Raw genomic sequence first — 15,589 nt, forward strand, 5'->3', positions numbered from 1 at the left:
GAGCCGAGGCGACCCGCGAAGACGCCCAGCTCGCGCGGCGCGAGCTGCTGACCGGCGGGCTGGATCCCGAGCGCCTCGACGCCCTGGCCGCCGAGCGCTCCAAGGCGCGGCGAGACCGGGCCGAACAGGCGCACCGAAGAGCCGTCGAAGCCTCCGACGCGGCCGCGCGCCGCCTGGCGGAGCTGACGCCGGTGCTGCCCGCCGAGCCGACGAATGTGATCATCGACCGGGTGACGTTCATCCGCAGCTTCGCCGGGGCCGGCGCGGTGGTGGACTCCGATATCGGCTCCCTCGACAGCTGGGCGCGGTATCGGCTGAGCGTCTCGGCCGGCATGACCGAAAGCGGCGTGGGCCGGCTCAGCTTCTTCACCCTCTGGCGAAACTCGCGAACCGCGCCCGTGGTGGTGACGGCCGGAGCCCGGCTCGTCGTCAACGCCCACCTCTCGGTCGACGCCGAGTGGAACGGCGTCGCGGCCTGGTTCATCGGCGGTTCGGAGGCGCGAGCCACGGTCCGCGCGCGCACGACGGTCTGGGCCATGTGGGACTCGACGCTCAAATCGATCGTCCACGACCGAATACTGGCCGACGCCGGGGCGACCGGCGGCTTCTTCGGCGGCGACGACAGCGCCTCGGTCGAGTTCAATGAGTTTCTGTCGGCGTCAGGGTTCGCCGTGCCGGCGCAAGCCTCCATCCTGATCGAGGTCGAACTGCTGACCGAGTGGGTCGCGACCAGCGGTTCGGTCCACCTCGACGCCGAGAGCGGCTCCTTCCAGGTCTCCGTGCCGCACCTCATCCTCACCCTGACCTAGAACCCCGCCCAAAACACCCCGCGAACGCACTGCGCCATTGCTCGCCCCGGCGCTCTGCGCCAACCTGCCGCCAACCATAAAACGTCGGGAGGGGCCCATGCCCGAGACCACCGCCAACGGCATCTCGCTGCACTACGATATCCACGGCCCCGAAACCGGCGAGCCGATCCTGCTGATCATGGGCCTGGGCGCCCAGATGACCCGCTGGTCGAGCGACTTCGTAGGCGAGCTGGCCTCGCGCGGCTACCGGGTGATCCGCTACGACAACCGCGACGTCGGCCTGTCGCAGAAGCTGGACGCGGCCGGCGCGCCGGACATGCCGGCGGTCTACACCGCCCTGATGTCGGGCCAAAAGCCGAACGTCCCTTACCTGCTCTCCGACATGGCCGCCGACGCCGTCGGCCTGCTGGGCGCCCTTGGCATTGACCGCGCCCACATCGTCGGGGCCTCGATGGGCGGCATGATCGCCCAGATGGTCGCCGCCGAGCATCCTCAACGCACCCTGTCGCTGACCTCGATCATGTCCAGCACCGGCAACCCCGCCCTGCCCCCGGCCAAGCCCGAGGCGATGGAACGGCTGCAGAGCCGCGGCCCCGATCCGCTGCACGACCTGGACGCCTTCCTCGACCACGGGCTGATCAGTTCCAAGGTCCTCGGCAGCCCCGGCTACCCGGTCGACGAGGTCGAACTCCGCGCCCAGCTCCGCTCCGACTATGAGCGCTCGTTCTATCCGGTCGGCTTCGCCCGGCAGATGGCCGCCATCGTCGCCAGCGGCGACCGCCGCCAGGCCCTGGCCGCCATCACCGCCCCGACCGTGGTCATCCACGGCGCCGATGACCCGCTGGTGCCCAAGGACGGCGGCGAAGACACCGCCGCCACCATCCCCGGCGCCGAACTGCACCTGATCGCAGGCATGGGCCACAACCTGCCGGGGCCGCTGATCGCCTCGGTCTGCGACCTGATCGAACGGGCGACGGCGCGGGCGCGCCTTTCGGCCTGACCGCTCGCCACGATCCCAACAGCCAACAAAAAACCAGGAAGCGCCTCTCCATGATGAAGCTCTATTCGGGCGATCTCAGCCCCTACTCCGCCCGCGTGCGGATGCAGATCTACGCCAAGGGCATCACCGACATCGCCCTGGAGCGGCCCACAGACTTCGGCCTGCCCTCGTTCCGCCAGCGCGTGCCGATCGGCCGTATCCCGGTGCTGGACATCGACGGCGACCTGATGCCGGAATCCGAGGTGATCGCCGAGTACCTCGAACAGATCTATCCCGAACCCTCGCTGCTGGGCGCGACCCCGCGCGAGACCGCCCATATCCGCACCATCGCCAGGATCGGCGACGTCTACCTCATGAACAACATGTTCATGCTCTCGCCCCAGAGCCGCGCGTCCGAGCGCGATCAGGGCGTCGTGGACCTGCTGGGCGGCCAGGTGGTGCGCAACATCAAGGCGCTCGACAAGATGATCGGGACCGATGGCTACGCCTGCTCCGGCCGCCTCACCCTCGCCGACTGCGCGCTCGTCCCGGCCCTGTTCCTGGTGGAGAACGTCCTTCCGGGAACCGGCGTGGAGAACCCGATCCCCAAGGCCGCCAATGTCGCGGCCTGGTGGGCCGCCATCCAACAGAACGAGCACGCCGCCAAGACCCTGGCCGAGCTCCACCGCGGGCTGGAGGAGCGCCGCGAGCTCATCCGCACCGGCGCCTTCGAGAAGATGATGGCCGCCGCCAAGGCCGCCATGCAGGCCTCGGAAGCATAGGGCGACGGCAGGCTGGGCGGCTCAGCCACCCAGCCTCGGCTCTCCGTCACGGGCGGCGTGGCCAGCGCCCACAAACGAACTCTATTGAGCGTCCGCTTACGGGAAGATCACGGCCGCCCGAATCCGACCCATTGCGGACACTCACTCCGCGGGTAAGTTCTCGCGTGCAGTCTTGGAGCTCCGTGGCGCGAGTCCCAAGGTCAGAGCACAGGCAGCCACCGCCGCGGGGATCTGACCATGACCCAGCCCATTCTCTATGGCGCCGCCTACAGCGTCTACGTCCGCGCCGCCCGGATGGCGTTGGCGGAGAAGGGCGTGGGCTACCGACTGATCGAGGTGGACGTGTTCGCGCCGAACGGGCCGCCGACCGAGCATCTGTCGCGCCAGCCATTCGGCAAGATTCCGGCTTTCGAGCATGCTGGCTTCCGCGTCTACGAGACCGGCGCCATCACCCGCTACATTGACGAGGCCTTCGATGGCCCGGCACTGCAGCCATCCGATCCTCGGAGCCGCGCCCGGATGACCCAGGCCATCAGCATCCTGGACGGCCACGTCTATCCCGATCTCGTCTGGGGCCTCTACGTCGAGCGGGTGGAGGCACCCCGGCTTGGGCGGGCGCCCGACGAGGCCCGTATCGCGCGCCTGCTCCCGAAGGCGGAGACGACCCTGGCCGCGCTGTCGGCGCTGAGTGACGGACCCTGGCTGGCTGCCCCCGGCCCGACCCTGGCCGACTTCCATGCCGCGCCGATGTTCGACCTGTTCGTCTGCACGCCCGAAGGTCAGGCGATGCTGCTGCGGCATCCGCGAATGGCGGACTGGTGGCGCGCGGTCTCTGCACGGCCCAGCTTCTCTGCGACCGCCACCGTTTGATATGGAAGGTCCGCTCCCCACCCTTCTGAGACCTCGGAGTGGTCCGCTTGTCGGCAAGATGCCGAATGTCCGCTTTCGGGCGGCGCCGTCATGACCGCTCACGACCCACCCATGGCGGACGAAAGCCGCCATTGATAAGATAGGGCATGCTGGATTTTCGCCCTTCGAACAATTCCGATCTACCTCGCGTCATGAATATCTGGCGCGCGGCCGTTGACGCTACCCACGACTTCCTTACCCCAGATGATCGTGATGCTATCGAGTGCGAACTTCTAAGCTTTTTTCCACAGGTGACCCTGTGTCTTGCGGTTGAGGGTTTTGATGGGCCGCTCGGCTTCATGTTTTTGAATGAAGGGCATTTGGAAGCGCTTTTCGTTGACCCCGATCAGCACGGCAGAGGTATTGGCAAAGCACTTATCGACGAGGCGCTCGCCGCTCACCCCGGCCTGACTGTCGATGTCAACGAGCAGAATCCGAAGGCCCTAGGCTTCTACGAACACTTGGGTTTTGAACGTATCGGGCGCTCTGCGCAGGATGGGCAAGGAAGGCCCTATCCGCTCATTCATCTCCGACGCCGAGCCCACAGCTGAGGGGGCCGTTTCCCACCCCTCTGAAACGATGATGAGGTCCGCTTATCGGCAAGTTGGCTGATGTCCGGTCCAAGGCTCCAGACCTATGACCGCTCGCGCCCCATCGGAGACTATCGCGATGTCTGCTTTTCCGCCCGAGCGATCAATGTCCGCCTATAGTTGACCACCTCATTCGGCCCGCGCCGCCAGGAACCCGTCCTGAACAGCCCGTTCGACGACGGGCTCGACGAGCGCCACCCTTCCGTCATTGGCCGCCGCCGCCGAAGCGACGCCCTGGCTAGGATGGAAAGCGGCCATGGCGCACCACAGGGTGTTCGACCCGTTGTGCCAAAGCACGCCGTTCGGCCGCACGCCCCACCCCATGGCGTAGTCGCCGCCGAACGGCGGGGTATGCAGCGTCTTCCAGGTCTCCGACGTGAGCAGCGGCGCCTGGTCCCGGTGCGCCGCCAGATAGGTGATCAGGTCCTGCAAAGTCATGTGCACGCGCCCGGCTGGGCCGATCACAGCGGGGTTGTCCGAGATGGGACCGGAGGCCGGGAAGGCGCGCAATGCCCCGTCGGGTCCCGCCGCGTGGCCGGATGGCTGGGCCGCCCCCGCGCGGTCCGGCGCGCCGAAGCCGGCCGACGAGAGCTTCAGCGGCTCGAACAACCGCTCGCCGATGGTCGCTTCCCAGCTCTTGCCAACGCGCCGCTCAATGATGACGCCCAACACCACATAACCGCTGTTGGAGTACTCGAACGTCGTCCCCATCGGCCCGCGTGGCGGCATGGCCAGGGCGAGGCGCGCATAGGCGATGCGTTCGTCCCGAGGGTCGGCGTTCTCGCGCGAAAATTGCAGCAGTTGCTCGGTGGGAATGTTCCCGGGCAAGCCTGAACGATGACTGGCGAGGTGTCGCAGGGTTACCGCACGATATTCTGGCCGCATGTCCGGCGCCATGTCGCCCAGCAGCGCCTCGACCGTGTCGTCCCAATTGAGCTGACCGGCCTCGATCAGCCGGCCGACCAAGGTCGCCGTCATAGATTTGGTGATCGAGCCGAGGTGCCAGCGGTCCTCACGCCCAATCTTGTCGGCGGCGCCAAGCCGGCGCAGGCCGCTCGCCCAGGCGAGTATTTGGCCGCCCCGACGCTGAGCCGCAGCGCCCAAGGCCGGCGATCCCGAAGTCTGGCGCAACTGCTCCAGCAACTCAGGCGTAAGCGGCGCCGGCGCCGGCGCCGGTAGAGCGACGGGTAGACCAGCATCCTTCGGTAGCCCTGCTTCACCGCGGAGGAAGGTCAGGGGCAAATCCGTGCCGCCTTGGCGCCACACGCCCACGATCTGGTCCGCCGCAGCGAGCCTGCCGGTGAAGCGCCCGCCGATAGCCGGGATCTCGATCTCAAGGTTGTCCGGCGTCGCGGCGACCGCCTTGCCGGGAATTGCGCTCGAACCCTGGTCGAGGCTGAATAGGGTAGCCGAGCCGTCGGCGGCCAGCACGAGCCGCAGTCTCAACCGCGACTGGCCGGCGACCAGCACCCCTGTCCAGATACCGCTTACGCCGGCATGCTGCGCCGATGCCGCGCGCGCGCTCATGGCTAAGCCCAGCGTCGCCAGACCGGTCATCACAGGTCGTCGCGTAGTCATGCACCAGAAGAAGCCGGCTTAGGCGTTCTTGGTCAAGCCTTGCCAATCCGCGAGCCCGGACGCCAGCCCTTGCTGTTGTCCCGAGCGCCTCCTCCTAGATCGTGGTCGCAGATGTCAGGCTCTCGCGGTGAGACCAACTACCGCTCCCCACCCAGCACAGCCGATCAGCGCGTCCGCTTCCGGGCGAGTTCCCTGCCCCGCTCTCCAACGACAGCTCGGCCATTGGGAGACGAAGCTCCTAGCCGGAAAGAAGACCCTCCTCCTACAAGGCACGGGTTGAAAACCCGCGGCGCGAGACCGTGGTCACGTTCGTGAAGCCGGATGGCTCGGCCGCCGCGCTGGCGGCGGCCGACCCGAGCGAGGCGCGCGGGAGAGAGCGTGCGCCTCGCTCCCGCATCAAACCGGGTCGCTCTCCTCGTCGACGGGGGCTTCGTCCTCGTCGGGCTTGGCGAAGAGTGACCAGCCGACGAACAGGCCCAAGCCGCCAAGCCCGGAAAATGCGAGGCGAGCCGTCAGGCTGAAGGCGTCGGCCTTGCCGAGCGACAGCAGAAACAGCACGCCGCCACCCAGAAGCGCGAACAGGAACAGTTTCAGATGGCGAGGCATGCGACGCCTCCCCGTCCGAACGATTGACGCGCATGCGAAGGGCGCGGCTGCGCGGCCGCGTAGTTGATTGTCATCTTCCATGGTTCCCAGAAGGCTCTGCCCGAGGGGCGAGCTTTTGAAGCCGAATGTGTCTTGGGCTGGGGCTAGGAAGCGGTGGGGGGTTCGCGGGCTCTGAAACTGGTCTTGGGGCGCGCGGCGATCACCGAGGTGAGGCGCGGCGCCAGCGGCTCTAACGCGCTTGCAGTCCGCCGATGCGCGAACAGTGCATCGACGCCCGCCAGGGCAGGCATCGAGGCCGGTCCGGGGGCCTCGTCGTTGCGAACTCCCGATGCGAACTGCGAGCGCGGCGAGAGGTGGTGCGAGTAGTGCGTTGCGCCTTCGATCGACCACTTGGCCGCGACGTGATCGGCGGCGAAGGCGGCGCTGGGAGGCGCGAGCAACCACGCCCATGAAAGGACGAGGAGCACCTGGAGAAGGCACGCCGCGGGCGTCCTTCGTGCAGGGGTTTCCATTGACGGCACGCGGCCTTCTAGCTGGTCAGCCCCTTTGCGGCCAATCACGAAGCGGAGGCCTTCGGCCCGGCTGATGATGGGCCTGGGCGGCGGCGCACGGCGCCGGCAAGCTCCATGGACGCAGAGAGGATCCGCGCCGATGGTTCAGCGGCGCTGCTTTACGATGGCGTTCATGGTTAGGCTTCGAAGGAGGTTGGCCTCGGCGTCGAGGTCACCTCTCCAGAAGCACGGAGCTTCCCTTGTCGACGATTCTAATCCAGCGCCTGATCGCCGTCCCTTTCCTTGTCCTTGGCGGTTGGGCCCTCCTGTTCCCCGGTATGGTCGAACGGCTGACAATCGCCCCGGACTACCAACACAACACCGCGACATCGGCGCTTCTGATCGGCTGCTTTGGCGCACAGGCGGTGCTTTCAGGCCTGTTCGCCGCGTTCAGCCGGTTCACGAGAACGACCTTCCTGGTCTACGCCGTCGCCCTCCTGCCGTTCTTCTGGTTCAACTATTGGTTCGTGTTCGTCGTACCGATGTTCAACGCCTGGCTGGCGCTCGATTTTGTGTCGAATGTCGCGATGCTCATCCTCTGCCTGTTGGGTTGGCGGAAGTTGAGCCAGGAAGCCTCTGGGGAACCGTAACCCCGAGCGACGCCTGTGCAGCTGTCGGCTTCCGACCCGACCGGGACCTTGAGAACGTCAGCTCGGATGTTCAGCGAACTGCTTGGCGCCGTCGCAGATCTCATACCAGGGCGGCTTTGCGGCGACGAACTCGTGAAACCGGTTTCGCACTTGAGGATCGTCGTCCAGCGCCTGGGCCGCGACGGGGAAGGTGTCCGCCTCCGAGTCGATCTCGCCCAGCGCCGTACCGCAGATGCTGCAGAAGCATCTCGCGTATTTGAACGGCGGCTCAGGCGCATACCTCGTCACGGCCTCGGCGCCTTGTATCCACTTCAGCGTGGAGCGAGAGACCATCACGAAGGTGCTGGCGCCCACCTTCCGGCAGCGCGAGCAGTGACAAGTTCCCATCATCTTCGGCGGCTGCGTGATCTCGAATTTCACCCGGCCGCAGCAGCAACTTCCCTGGATCATCATGCGATCTCCTCTTCCGGAGATCTTACGCCCGGAGCCGCCCGATCATGTCAGCAGCGGTTCGCGCCTGACGCGGTCGTCCTTCCAGCCGTCGCGCGCCATGATCGCCGTCATGGAGCGACAATCGGTCCGACAGGGGCCGGCGCCTGATCATGAAAGGTCTCCGTGATCGGTGGAGGCGGCGCCATGATGCCGGGGCAGGACCGGCCTCCGAAGGCGAAATGGAGGGATCGGTCGTCACGCTGACGGGTATTGAGGACCAGATGAAGCTGCAATCTTTCATGCTCAGTCGCCCGGCGATCATCGCGCTGGCGGTCGTGGCGATCCTGACCCTGGTGCTGGTCATGGTCTTAAGACCCGCGCCCTCCCCGCCGCGCCGCGCCGATACGGGCCATGTCGTCACGCTTCCCTATGTGCCGCCGCCCGAACCTCGGCCCGCGCCGCCCGCGCCGGCTCCCTTGACGCCTCTGGCTCCGGAGGCGCCGCCCGTGATCGAAGCCCCGCCGCCCGAACCCGAATATCCGCCGGAGCGCCACGATCCTCTGCGCTCGCCGGACGCGCCGATTCCCTACGAGGAACTAGGCCCGCCAGGGGCTCTCGAAGCGCCGTGGGCGCCGCACCCGCCCCAGGCGCCGACGGCTCCTGAAGCGCCGCGTGCCTAAAGCCCCCTCGCCTTTCGGCCCTTGTCGCTCTAAAGGGCGCGGATGAACGAAGACGCCGTCCAGATCGTCGCCCGCGGCCCGCGCGCCGTGGCCGAAGCCGCCGCCCTAGCCATCGACGCCAATCTGCTGCTCGAGAGCGTGACCTATTCCATTCTGGAAGAGGACGAGGATCGCGGCATCTGGCGCATCGACGCCTTCCCGACCACGCCCGACGAGGCCGACGGCCTGGTCGCGGCGCTGGGCGACTATCCTGAACTGAAGACCGTGGTCGAAAAGTTGGCCGACGCCGACTGGCTGGCCATGGCGCTGTCAGGCCTGCCGCCCGTGCGGGCCGGCCGCTTCTTCGTCTTCGGCGCCCACGACAAGGGCCGCGCCCCCACCAACACCGTTAATCTGCGCATCGAGGCCGGCGCGGCTTTCGGCACCGGCCACCACGGCACCACCGTCGGCTGCCTGTTCGCCTATGACGAACTGATCAAGGCTCGCCGCTTCGAGCGCGTGCTGGATGTCGGCGCCGGCACCGGCGTGCTCGCCATCGCCGCGGCCCGCACCGGCAGCGCCAAGGCGGTCGGCACCGACATCGACGGCCCCTCGGTCCGCATCTCGCGCGAGAACGCCAAGCTCAACAAGGCGAACGCCCGCTTCGTCCACGCCTCCGGCCTCGGCCACCGGCTGGTGCGGGACGCCGCGCCCTACGATCTGGTCTTCGCCAACATCCTGGCCCCGCCGCTGGTCGCCCTGTCTCACGACATCAAGGGCGCCCTGAAGCCCGGCGGCTTTGCGATTCTGTCGGGCCTGCTGCGCACCCAGGAACGCCGCGTGCTGGCCGCCTACCTGTCCAAGGGTTTCCGCCTGCACCGCCGCCTGCACCGTGACGCCTGGGCCACACTGGTGTTGCGCCGGGCCTAGCCTGACGGAACCGCCGCCCAGGGGCCACGTTCCTCCGCCCACCAGAGCGGCCGTCCAGGCCGCCTCAATAGGAGGAGGATCCATTGGCTGACCCCAACGAACCCTACGTCGAAAAGACCGTGATCGAACAACCGGCCACCGTGCGCCGTGAGGTAGGACCCGCCCCGCGTTCGAGCGGCGGATGGTGGATCGCCGCCCTGGTGGCGATCGTCGCCGTCGCGGCCATGTTCTTCATGATGAACGGCCGCACCGCGAGCGACAGCGACGTCATGGCCGCGCGTGAAAGCGGCCGCAGCGAGGCGATAATCGACAGCGCCCAGGCCCAGGCTCAGGCGGCCGCCGCCAGCGCCAGTGAGGCCTCGGCCAACGCCGCCGCCAGCATGGGCGCCGCCACCCGTTCGGCGGCTGACAGCGCCAGTTCGGCCGCCGAACGCGCCGCTGAAACCAGCCAGAACGCCGCCGCCAGCGCCGCTGACGCCGCGACCGACGCCGGCGACGCTCCGACCAACTAGACGCTTGCGGCCCGGCGGGCCGCCCACTCCTGCGCCAGCAAGGCGTAGACGTGGGTGTCCCGCCACCGGCCGCGGACCTCGTGGTTCTGCAGCAGCGTACCCTCCCGCCGCATGCCGAGCTTCTCCATGACCGCATAGGAGCCGGCGTTCCGCACGTCGCAGGTCGCAAAGACCCGGTGCAGGCCCAGCGTCGTGAACGCCGTCTCGACAATCGCGCTCGCCGCCTCCGTCGCGATGCCTTGCCGCCAATAGTCCCTGTTGAAGGTGTAACCGAAGTCGGCCGTGCGGTCGGCCTTGCTGTAGATCGACAACCGGATCGCGCCGATCGCCCGGCCGGTCTCCAGCAATTCCACCACCAGGTTCACCTCGTCGCGCGGCCACTGCGCCGACATCGCCACCCAGCCGCCCAGCGCCTGGGCCGTGACCTCTGGCGTATTGGGTCCCCAATCCATGAACCGCACCACCTCCGGATCGGCGGCATAGGCGTGGATATCGTCATAGTCGCCAAGCCGCGCTTCGCGCAGCAGCAGGCGTTTGGTCCGCATCGGGAACCAGGGCTTGTGAGGGTCGTCGGTCATCTGAGCGCTCTCCGAGGGTCATGCCGTCGGCGGGGCTCGTCTCCTCGACCCCGGCCGGTGCGGCGGGGTCGTGGGTCTTTCTAGAGCAGGCGTTCAGCCCACGCGAAGACGCACGGCCCCGTGGGGACCAGACGAATTCGACAGGTTGCAGGCGCTGCGCATGACGCCGTTATGTCGAAGCCGGGCGCGGGTGTCTAGATCGCCGGCCGCGCCGAGAGCGCCTCCAGCCAATGGCGCTCGCGCTCTTTCAGCCAGCTTCCCCGGCCGAGCGGGCCAAGCTCGTCGTTCTCCAGCAGTTCGACCACGGCGAACTCGAAGCTTTCCTCGCCGCCATTCGCCTTCCAAGCAGCCTGCATGCCGTGGTTGCGGTTCGAGCCTTGGCGCAGGCTGAAGAACGAACTGTTGCGCTGGCCGTCCAGGTTGCGCGAGGCGCCGACCCAGGTCTCGCCCGTCGCCGTGCAGCGCAGGCTGAAGATCCCGACCGGGGTCTTGCGCTCCTTGTATTCGCGAATGGCCTCGCGGCGGCTTTGCTTGTCCATCCCCGCCAAATGAGCGAACCCGTTTCAGATGTCAATTATATCCGGGTAAAATAATCACACCCCAACTGATCATCGACTCCAGATAGTGGCTGTTTCCAAGTTCGTTGGAGACGATCATGGGAGAGCCCGAGGCCAGCCCCGCCATCACGCCGCGTCGCGCCGTATGGACGCTCGGCATCACCCAACTCGTCGGCTATGGCTGCACCAGCTACCTGCCCGCCACCCTCGCCGCGGCGCAAGGCCAGACCCTCGGCGTCTCCACCGCTTTCGTCTTCGGAGCCTTCTCCGGCGCCTTATTGATCTCTGGCCTGCTCGGTCCCCTCACCGGCCGAGCCGTCGACCGCCACGGCGCCCGCCGTCCCCTCGCCGCCGGCAGCATCGTCCTAGCCGTGGCCCTCGTCGGCATGGCGCTCTCGCAGAACGCCGGCCAGCTGATCGCCGCCTGGCTGCTGCTGGGTGTCGGCATGTCGCTAGCGCTCTACGACATCGCCTTCGCAGGGCTTGTCGGCTGGTTCGGACTGGAGGCTCGCAAGTCGATCACCGGCGTCACCCTGATCGCCGGCTTCGCCAGCACCATCGCCTGGCCCCTGACCGCCTGGCTGGAGGCGAACCTCGGCTGGCGGGACACAGCCCTGGTCTGGGCCGCCGCCAACCTGTTGATCGCCCTGCCGCTGCATCTCACCCTGCCCCGCCAGGCGCCGAGGCCGACGTCCAAGGTCGCCGAAGCCAGCCCTGACGCTCCGCAGCCGGGCATGGCCCTGCAGATGGTCCTACTGGCCACCGCCCTGGCGGTGATGGCCGGGATCGGCTCAATCATGGGCGCCCACTTGCCGCCGCTGCTAATCGGCATCGGCGCGAGCGCCACGGCCGCCATCGTCGCCGGCATGCTGGTCGGCCCCGCCCAGGTCGCGGCGCGTCTGGCCGAGTTCGTGCTGGTGCGGCGCATCCATCCGCTCGTCTCGGCACGCGTCGCGGTCGCCCTGTTTCCAATCGGCGCCGGCCTGCTGCTGGTCTTCGGTCCGCTCGCGGCCGCGCCGTTCGCGATCCTCTACGGCGCAGGCAACGGCCTCTTCACCATCGTGCGCGGCACCCTGCCCCTGGTGCTGTTCGGCGCGAAGAATTACGGCGGGCGGCTCGGCGCGCTCAACGTCCCGGCGCGGCTGGTCGGGGCGCTCGCGCCGTTGCTCTTCGCGCTCGGCCTGGCCAAGTCCGAGCCCTGGGCGCTGGGCGTCCTGATCGCCGCCTGCGTGCTGGCGCTGGCCTTCCTGTTCGCCCTACGCAAACCCGCGCCCTAGGCTGGCGCGGAACGGCCGGCGCGACTAAGTTCGTCCCATGCGCCAGACCTTTGACGAAAGCACCGATCCCTCCTTCGGGCCCAAGCACGTCCCCCTGATCCGCCAGGCTATGAAGGCCCAGGGACTCGACGGGTTCCTCGTGCCCCATGAGGACGAGCATCAGAACGAGTACCTGCCCGCCGCCAATGATCGGCTAGGCTGGGCCACCGGCTTCACCGGCTCGGCCGGCGCCGCCGTGATCATGGCCGACAAGGCCGCCGTCTTCGTCGATGGCCGCTACACCCTCCAGGTCCGCGACCAGGTGGACGCTGGCGTGTTCGAGATCCGCGACCTCGTCGAGGGCGGCGTCCCGGCCTATCTGGAAACCGCCACCCTCAAGGGCCAGACCATCGGCTACGACCCTCGCCTGCACGCCCCTGACGCGCTGGAACGCCTGAAGGCCGCCGCCGCCAAGGCCGGCGCGAACCTCAAGCCCGTGGCCTCCAACCCGCTGGACGAAGCCTGGGGCGAGGCCCGCCCCGCGCAGCCGACCGCCCCCGTTGTTCCGCACCTGCTCGACTATGCCGGCGAAGAGTCCGCCGCCAAGCGCGCCCGCGTCGGCGAGGCCCTTGCCGCCCGCAACGCTGACGCCACGGTCCTGACCGCGCCCTCCTCCATCGCCTGGCTGTTCAATGTGCGCGGCGGCGATGTCATCCGCTCGCCCCTGCCGCTTGGCCAGGCCATCCTCAACCGCGACGGCACGGCCCGCCTATTCTTGGATCCGGTGAAGGTTTCGCCCGAACTCCGCGCCTGGCTCGGCAATGAGGTCAGCCTGGAAACGCCCGACGACCTGCCCGCCGCCCTTGAGGACCTGAAGGGCAAGCGCGTCCTGATCGATCCGGCCCAATCGTCGGCCTGGTACTTCTCGGCCCTGCACAAGGGCGGCGCCGAGGTCGTTCGGGGAGACGATCCCTGCGCCCTGCCGCGCGCCTGCAAGAACAGTGTCGAGATCGACGGAACCCGCGAGGCCCACGCCCGCGACGGTGTGGCGGTCACCCGCTTCCTGCACTGGCTCGCCACCGACGCCCAAGGCCGTACGGTAGACGAGGTCGAGGTCGTCACCCGTCTTGAGGGCTTCCGCCAGGACACCGGCGCCCTGAAGGACCTCTCCTTCGACACCATCGCCGGCGCCGCCTCGAACGGCGCGATCGTCCACTATCGCCCGACCACCCGACTGAACAAGCAGGCCGAACAAGGCTCGCTGCTGCTGGTCGATTCGGGCGCCCAGTACCTGGACGGCACCACCGACATCACCCGCACGGTCGCGGTCGGCGAGCCCAGCCGGGAGATGGCCGAGCGCTTCACCCTGGTGCTGAAGGGCCATCTGGCCCTGGCCGCCATCCGCTTCCCGGCCGGCACCACCGGCTCGGCCCTAGACGCCCTGGCCCGCGCGCCGCTTTGGCTCCAGGGCCTGGACTACGACCACGGCACCGGCCACGGCGTCGGCTCCTATCTCGGCGTCCACGAAGGCCCGCAGCGGATTTCCAAGCTGCCCAACTTCGTCGCCTTGCAGCCCGGCATGATCGTGTCCAACGAGCCCGGCTATTACAAGGAAGGGGCCTACGGCATCCGGATCGAGAACCTGCAGTTCGTCACGCAGGCCGCCATGGTCCCCGGCGGCGAGCGGGCGATGCTGGGCTTCGAGACCCTGACCATGGCCCCGATGGATCGTCGCCTGATCGTGGTCGAGATGCTGACCCCGCAAGAGCGCGCCCAGATGGACGCCTATCACGCCAAGGTCCTGACCGTGGTCGGGCCGCGCCTGGAACAAGCCGACGTCCGCGCCTGGCTGGAAGGCGCCTGCGCGCCGCTCTAACGTCAAAACCCGCTCACCCCGGCGAAAGCCGGGGCCAAAGCGGGCTGTGCGTTGAGCCAATTGAAATTCAGCATGGGTCCCGGCTTTCGCCGGGATGAGCGGAGTTGGGAGGACCCTCCCTACTCCCCCGCCATCTTCAAGATCGTCGACCACTCGTCGGCGCTGACTGGCGACACCGAGAGCCGCCCCTGGCGGATCATCGGCATCTCGGCGAGGGCCGGGTTGGCCTTCATCTGCGCCAGCGTCACCGACCGCGGGAGCTTGCGAACCGGGGTCAACTCGACCGCCACGAACTTGCCCGTGGGGTCGCTGGCGTCTGGAAAGGCTTCTCGCGCCACCTGTGCGATGGCGACGACGTCCTTGCCCTCCTGAGAGTGGTAGAACAGCACCTGATCGCCCACTTTCATCGCCTTGAGGTGCGAGGCGGCCGCGAAATTGCGCACCCCGTCCCAGACGGTCCGGCCGTCACGTGCGAGATCATCGTAGGAATAGGTGTCAGGTTCGGACTTCACGAGCCAATGAGACGCCACGAGATCCTCCATGGTTGTCGAGCCGATAGTTAAGCCCCTAGCCAGCCACCATCGCTAGCCATTCATCCTCGGTCATCACTTGGATACCGAGATCGGTGGCGGTCTTCAGCTTTGAGCCCGCCCCGGGACCAGCCACCACCAGATCGGTCTTCTTCGACACCGAGCCCGAGACCTTCGCGCCCAGCGCCTCGGCCTGGGCCTTGGCCTCGTCTCGGGTCATCTTTTCCAGGCTACCGGTGAAGACGATGGTCTTGCCGGCCACGGCGGTGTCGGTCTTCGGCCGCTGCGCCGGGATCACCGAAAGCTCGGCCAGCAGGGCGTCGACCTTTGCGCGGTTGTGCTCTTCGCCGAAGAACTCGGCGACCATCCGCGCGGCGACCGGCCCCACGGCATCCACCGACGAGATTTCGCGGAACTCCTCACCGGGCATTTCCGACAACGCCGCCTTGGCCGCCGCCTGGAACGTCGCCCAGTCCCCGAAGCTTTCGGCCAACGACTGGCGGGCCCTGGTGTTGAGGCGTGGAATAGCCAGCCGCAGGTGCTCTTCCAACGAAGCGCCGGCCGGGATCAGCAACGCCTGGGGATGGCGGGCATAGGCGAGGATAGCCTCCACCGCCGTCGGCCCGACGCCGTCCAACTCCGACAGCGCCTGCGCGCCGACTCCGGGGCGCTGAGCGGCGGCGGCGTTAGCCGTGGTGATGAAGTGCTCCACCGTCTCGAAATGCCGCGCCAAGGCCGTCGAGGTGGTTTCGCCAATGTGGCGGATGCCCAGGCCGAAGATGAATCGGTCCAGCGGGATGGAGCGCTTGGCCTCGATCCCGTCGACCAGATTGCGGACCGAGGTTTCGCCATAGCCGTCGGTGGT

19 protein-coding genes are annotated in these 15,589 nt (G+C 67.9%); 11 read left to right on the forward strand and 8 right to left on the reverse strand.

The window, feature by feature from the left end; translation table 11 throughout:
* From Q7T84_RS01485 to Q7T84_RS01505, 5 genes are all read left to right on the forward strand, one after another.
* The coding region (locus tag Q7T84_RS01485; RefSeq protein ID WP_304805803.1) for a hypothetical protein at positions 1-809 on the forward strand (809 nt) is incomplete at its 5' end.
* A 97-nt stretch (positions 810-906) separates the two neighbouring features.
* Positions 907-1,809, forward strand: a complete 903-nt coding sequence (locus Q7T84_RS01490) for an alpha/beta fold hydrolase (RefSeq protein ID WP_304805805.1) — start codon at positions 907-909, stop codon at positions 1,807-1,809.
* A 50-nt stretch (positions 1,810-1,859) separates the two neighbouring features.
* A complete protein-coding gene (locus Q7T84_RS01495) occupies positions 1,860-2,570 on the forward strand; it encodes a glutathione S-transferase family protein (protein ID WP_304805807.1) in 711 nt (236 codons plus the stop codon).
* 237 nt (positions 2,571-2,807) lie between these two features.
* Entirely contained in the window at positions 2,808-3,440 is a 633-nt protein-coding gene (locus Q7T84_RS01500) for a glutathione S-transferase family protein (protein ID WP_304805808.1), read from the forward strand.
* 146 nt (positions 3,441-3,586) lie between these two features.
* Entirely contained in the window at positions 3,587-4,030 is a 444-nt protein-coding gene (locus Q7T84_RS01505; protein ID WP_304805810.1) for an acetyltransferase, read from the forward strand.
* Between the two features lie 168 nt (positions 4,031-4,198).
* On the opposite strand, the gene Q7T84_RS01510 is transcribed toward Q7T84_RS01505, so the two are convergent.
* From Q7T84_RS01510 to Q7T84_RS01520, 3 genes are all read right to left on the reverse strand, one after another.
* The gene (locus Q7T84_RS01510; protein ID WP_304805811.1) at positions 4,199-5,596 is read right to left on the reverse strand and encodes a serine hydrolase; all 1,398 of its coding nucleotides are present in this window, start codon (positions 5,594-5,596) and stop codon (positions 4,199-4,201) included.
* A gap of 447 nt (positions 5,597-6,043) precedes the next feature.
* On the reverse strand, positions 6,044-6,253 hold the full coding sequence (locus Q7T84_RS01515; protein ID WP_304805812.1) for a hypothetical protein: 210 nt from the start codon (positions 6,251-6,253) through the stop codon (positions 6,044-6,046).
* A gap of 143 nt (positions 6,254-6,396) precedes the next feature.
* Entirely contained in the window at positions 6,397-6,693 is a 297-nt protein-coding gene (locus Q7T84_RS01520) for a hypothetical protein (protein ID WP_304805813.1), read from the reverse strand.
* A 311-nt stretch (positions 6,694-7,004) separates the two neighbouring features.
* Between Q7T84_RS01520 and Q7T84_RS01525 the strand changes: the two genes are divergently transcribed.
* A complete protein-coding gene (locus tag Q7T84_RS01525) occupies positions 7,005-7,394 on the forward strand; it encodes a hypothetical protein (protein WP_304805814.1) in 390 nt (129 codons plus the stop codon).
* A gap of 57 nt (positions 7,395-7,451) precedes the next feature.
* Here Q7T84_RS01525 and Q7T84_RS01530 read toward each other — a convergent pair whose 3' ends face one another.
* On the reverse strand, positions 7,452-7,844 hold the full coding sequence (locus Q7T84_RS01530) for a GFA family protein (protein WP_304805815.1): 393 nt from the start codon (positions 7,842-7,844) through the stop codon (positions 7,452-7,454).
* Positions 7,845-8,107: 263 nt separating this feature from the next.
* On the opposite strand from Q7T84_RS01530, the gene Q7T84_RS01535 reads away from it, so the two are divergent.
* The 3 genes from Q7T84_RS01535 to Q7T84_RS01545 all read left to right on the forward strand — a co-directional run bounded on the left by Q7T84_RS01535 (position 8,108) and on the right by Q7T84_RS01545 (position 9,927).
* Entirely contained in the window at positions 8,108-8,506 is a 399-nt protein-coding gene (locus Q7T84_RS01535) for a hypothetical protein (RefSeq protein ID WP_304805817.1), read from the forward strand.
* A 42-nt stretch (positions 8,507-8,548) separates the two neighbouring features.
* Complete coding sequence (locus Q7T84_RS01540; RefSeq protein WP_304805818.1) at positions 8,549-9,415, forward strand: 50S ribosomal protein L11 methyltransferase; 867 nt, start codon at positions 8,549-8,551, stop codon at positions 9,413-9,415.
* An 83-nt stretch (positions 9,416-9,498) separates the two neighbouring features.
* A complete protein-coding gene (locus Q7T84_RS01545; RefSeq protein ID WP_304805819.1) occupies positions 9,499-9,927 on the forward strand; it encodes a hypothetical protein in 429 nt (142 codons plus the stop codon).
* Here the strand turns inward: Q7T84_RS01545 and Q7T84_RS01550 are convergent.
* Positions 9,924-10,505, reverse strand: coding sequence for a GNAT family N-acetyltransferase (locus tag Q7T84_RS01550; protein WP_304805820.1), 582 nt, complete (start codon positions 10,503-10,505; stop codon positions 9,924-9,926). The genes Q7T84_RS01545 and Q7T84_RS01550 overlap by 4 nt on opposite strands.
* Before the next feature lie 194 nt (positions 10,506-10,699).
* Positions 10,700-11,044, reverse strand: a complete 345-nt coding sequence (locus Q7T84_RS01555; protein WP_304805822.1) for a GIY-YIG nuclease family protein — start codon at positions 11,042-11,044, stop codon at positions 10,700-10,702.
* A gap of 116 nt (positions 11,045-11,160) precedes the next feature.
* On the opposite strand from Q7T84_RS01555, the gene Q7T84_RS01560 reads away from it, so the two are divergent.
* Together Q7T84_RS01560 and Q7T84_RS01565 are read left to right on the forward strand one after the other, a co-directional pair.
* On the forward strand, positions 11,161-12,339 hold the full coding sequence (locus Q7T84_RS01560) for an MFS transporter (protein ID WP_304805824.1): 1,179 nt from the start codon (positions 11,161-11,163) through the stop codon (positions 12,337-12,339).
* Positions 12,340-12,376: 37 nt separating this feature from the next.
* Positions 12,377-14,194: an aminopeptidase P family protein gene (locus Q7T84_RS01565; protein ID WP_304805825.1), complete on the forward strand. Its 1,818-nt coding sequence runs from the start codon at positions 12,377-12,379 to the stop codon at positions 14,192-14,194.
* 119 nt (positions 14,195-14,313) lie between these two features.
* Here the strand turns inward: Q7T84_RS01565 and Q7T84_RS01570 are convergent, their stop codons facing one another.
* Together Q7T84_RS01570 and Q7T84_RS01575 are read right to left on the reverse strand one after the other, a co-directional pair.
* Positions 14,314-14,724 carry an EVE domain-containing protein gene (locus Q7T84_RS01570; protein ID WP_304805826.1) on the reverse strand — a complete coding sequence of 137 codons (411 nt, stop codon included), beginning with the start codon at positions 14,722-14,724 and terminating at the stop codon, positions 14,314-14,316.
* A 37-nt stretch (positions 14,725-14,761) separates the two neighbouring features.
* Positions 14,762-15,589 (reverse strand): helix-hairpin-helix domain-containing protein (locus Q7T84_RS01575; RefSeq protein WP_304805827.1); only part of this gene is annotated, 828 nt, incomplete at its 5' end.

Origin of the sequence: Phenylobacterium sp. (assembly GCF_030654915.1) — a bacterium.
In the GTDB taxonomy this organism is placed as follows: domain Bacteria; phylum Pseudomonadota; class Alphaproteobacteria; order Caulobacterales; family Caulobacteraceae; genus Phenylobacterium.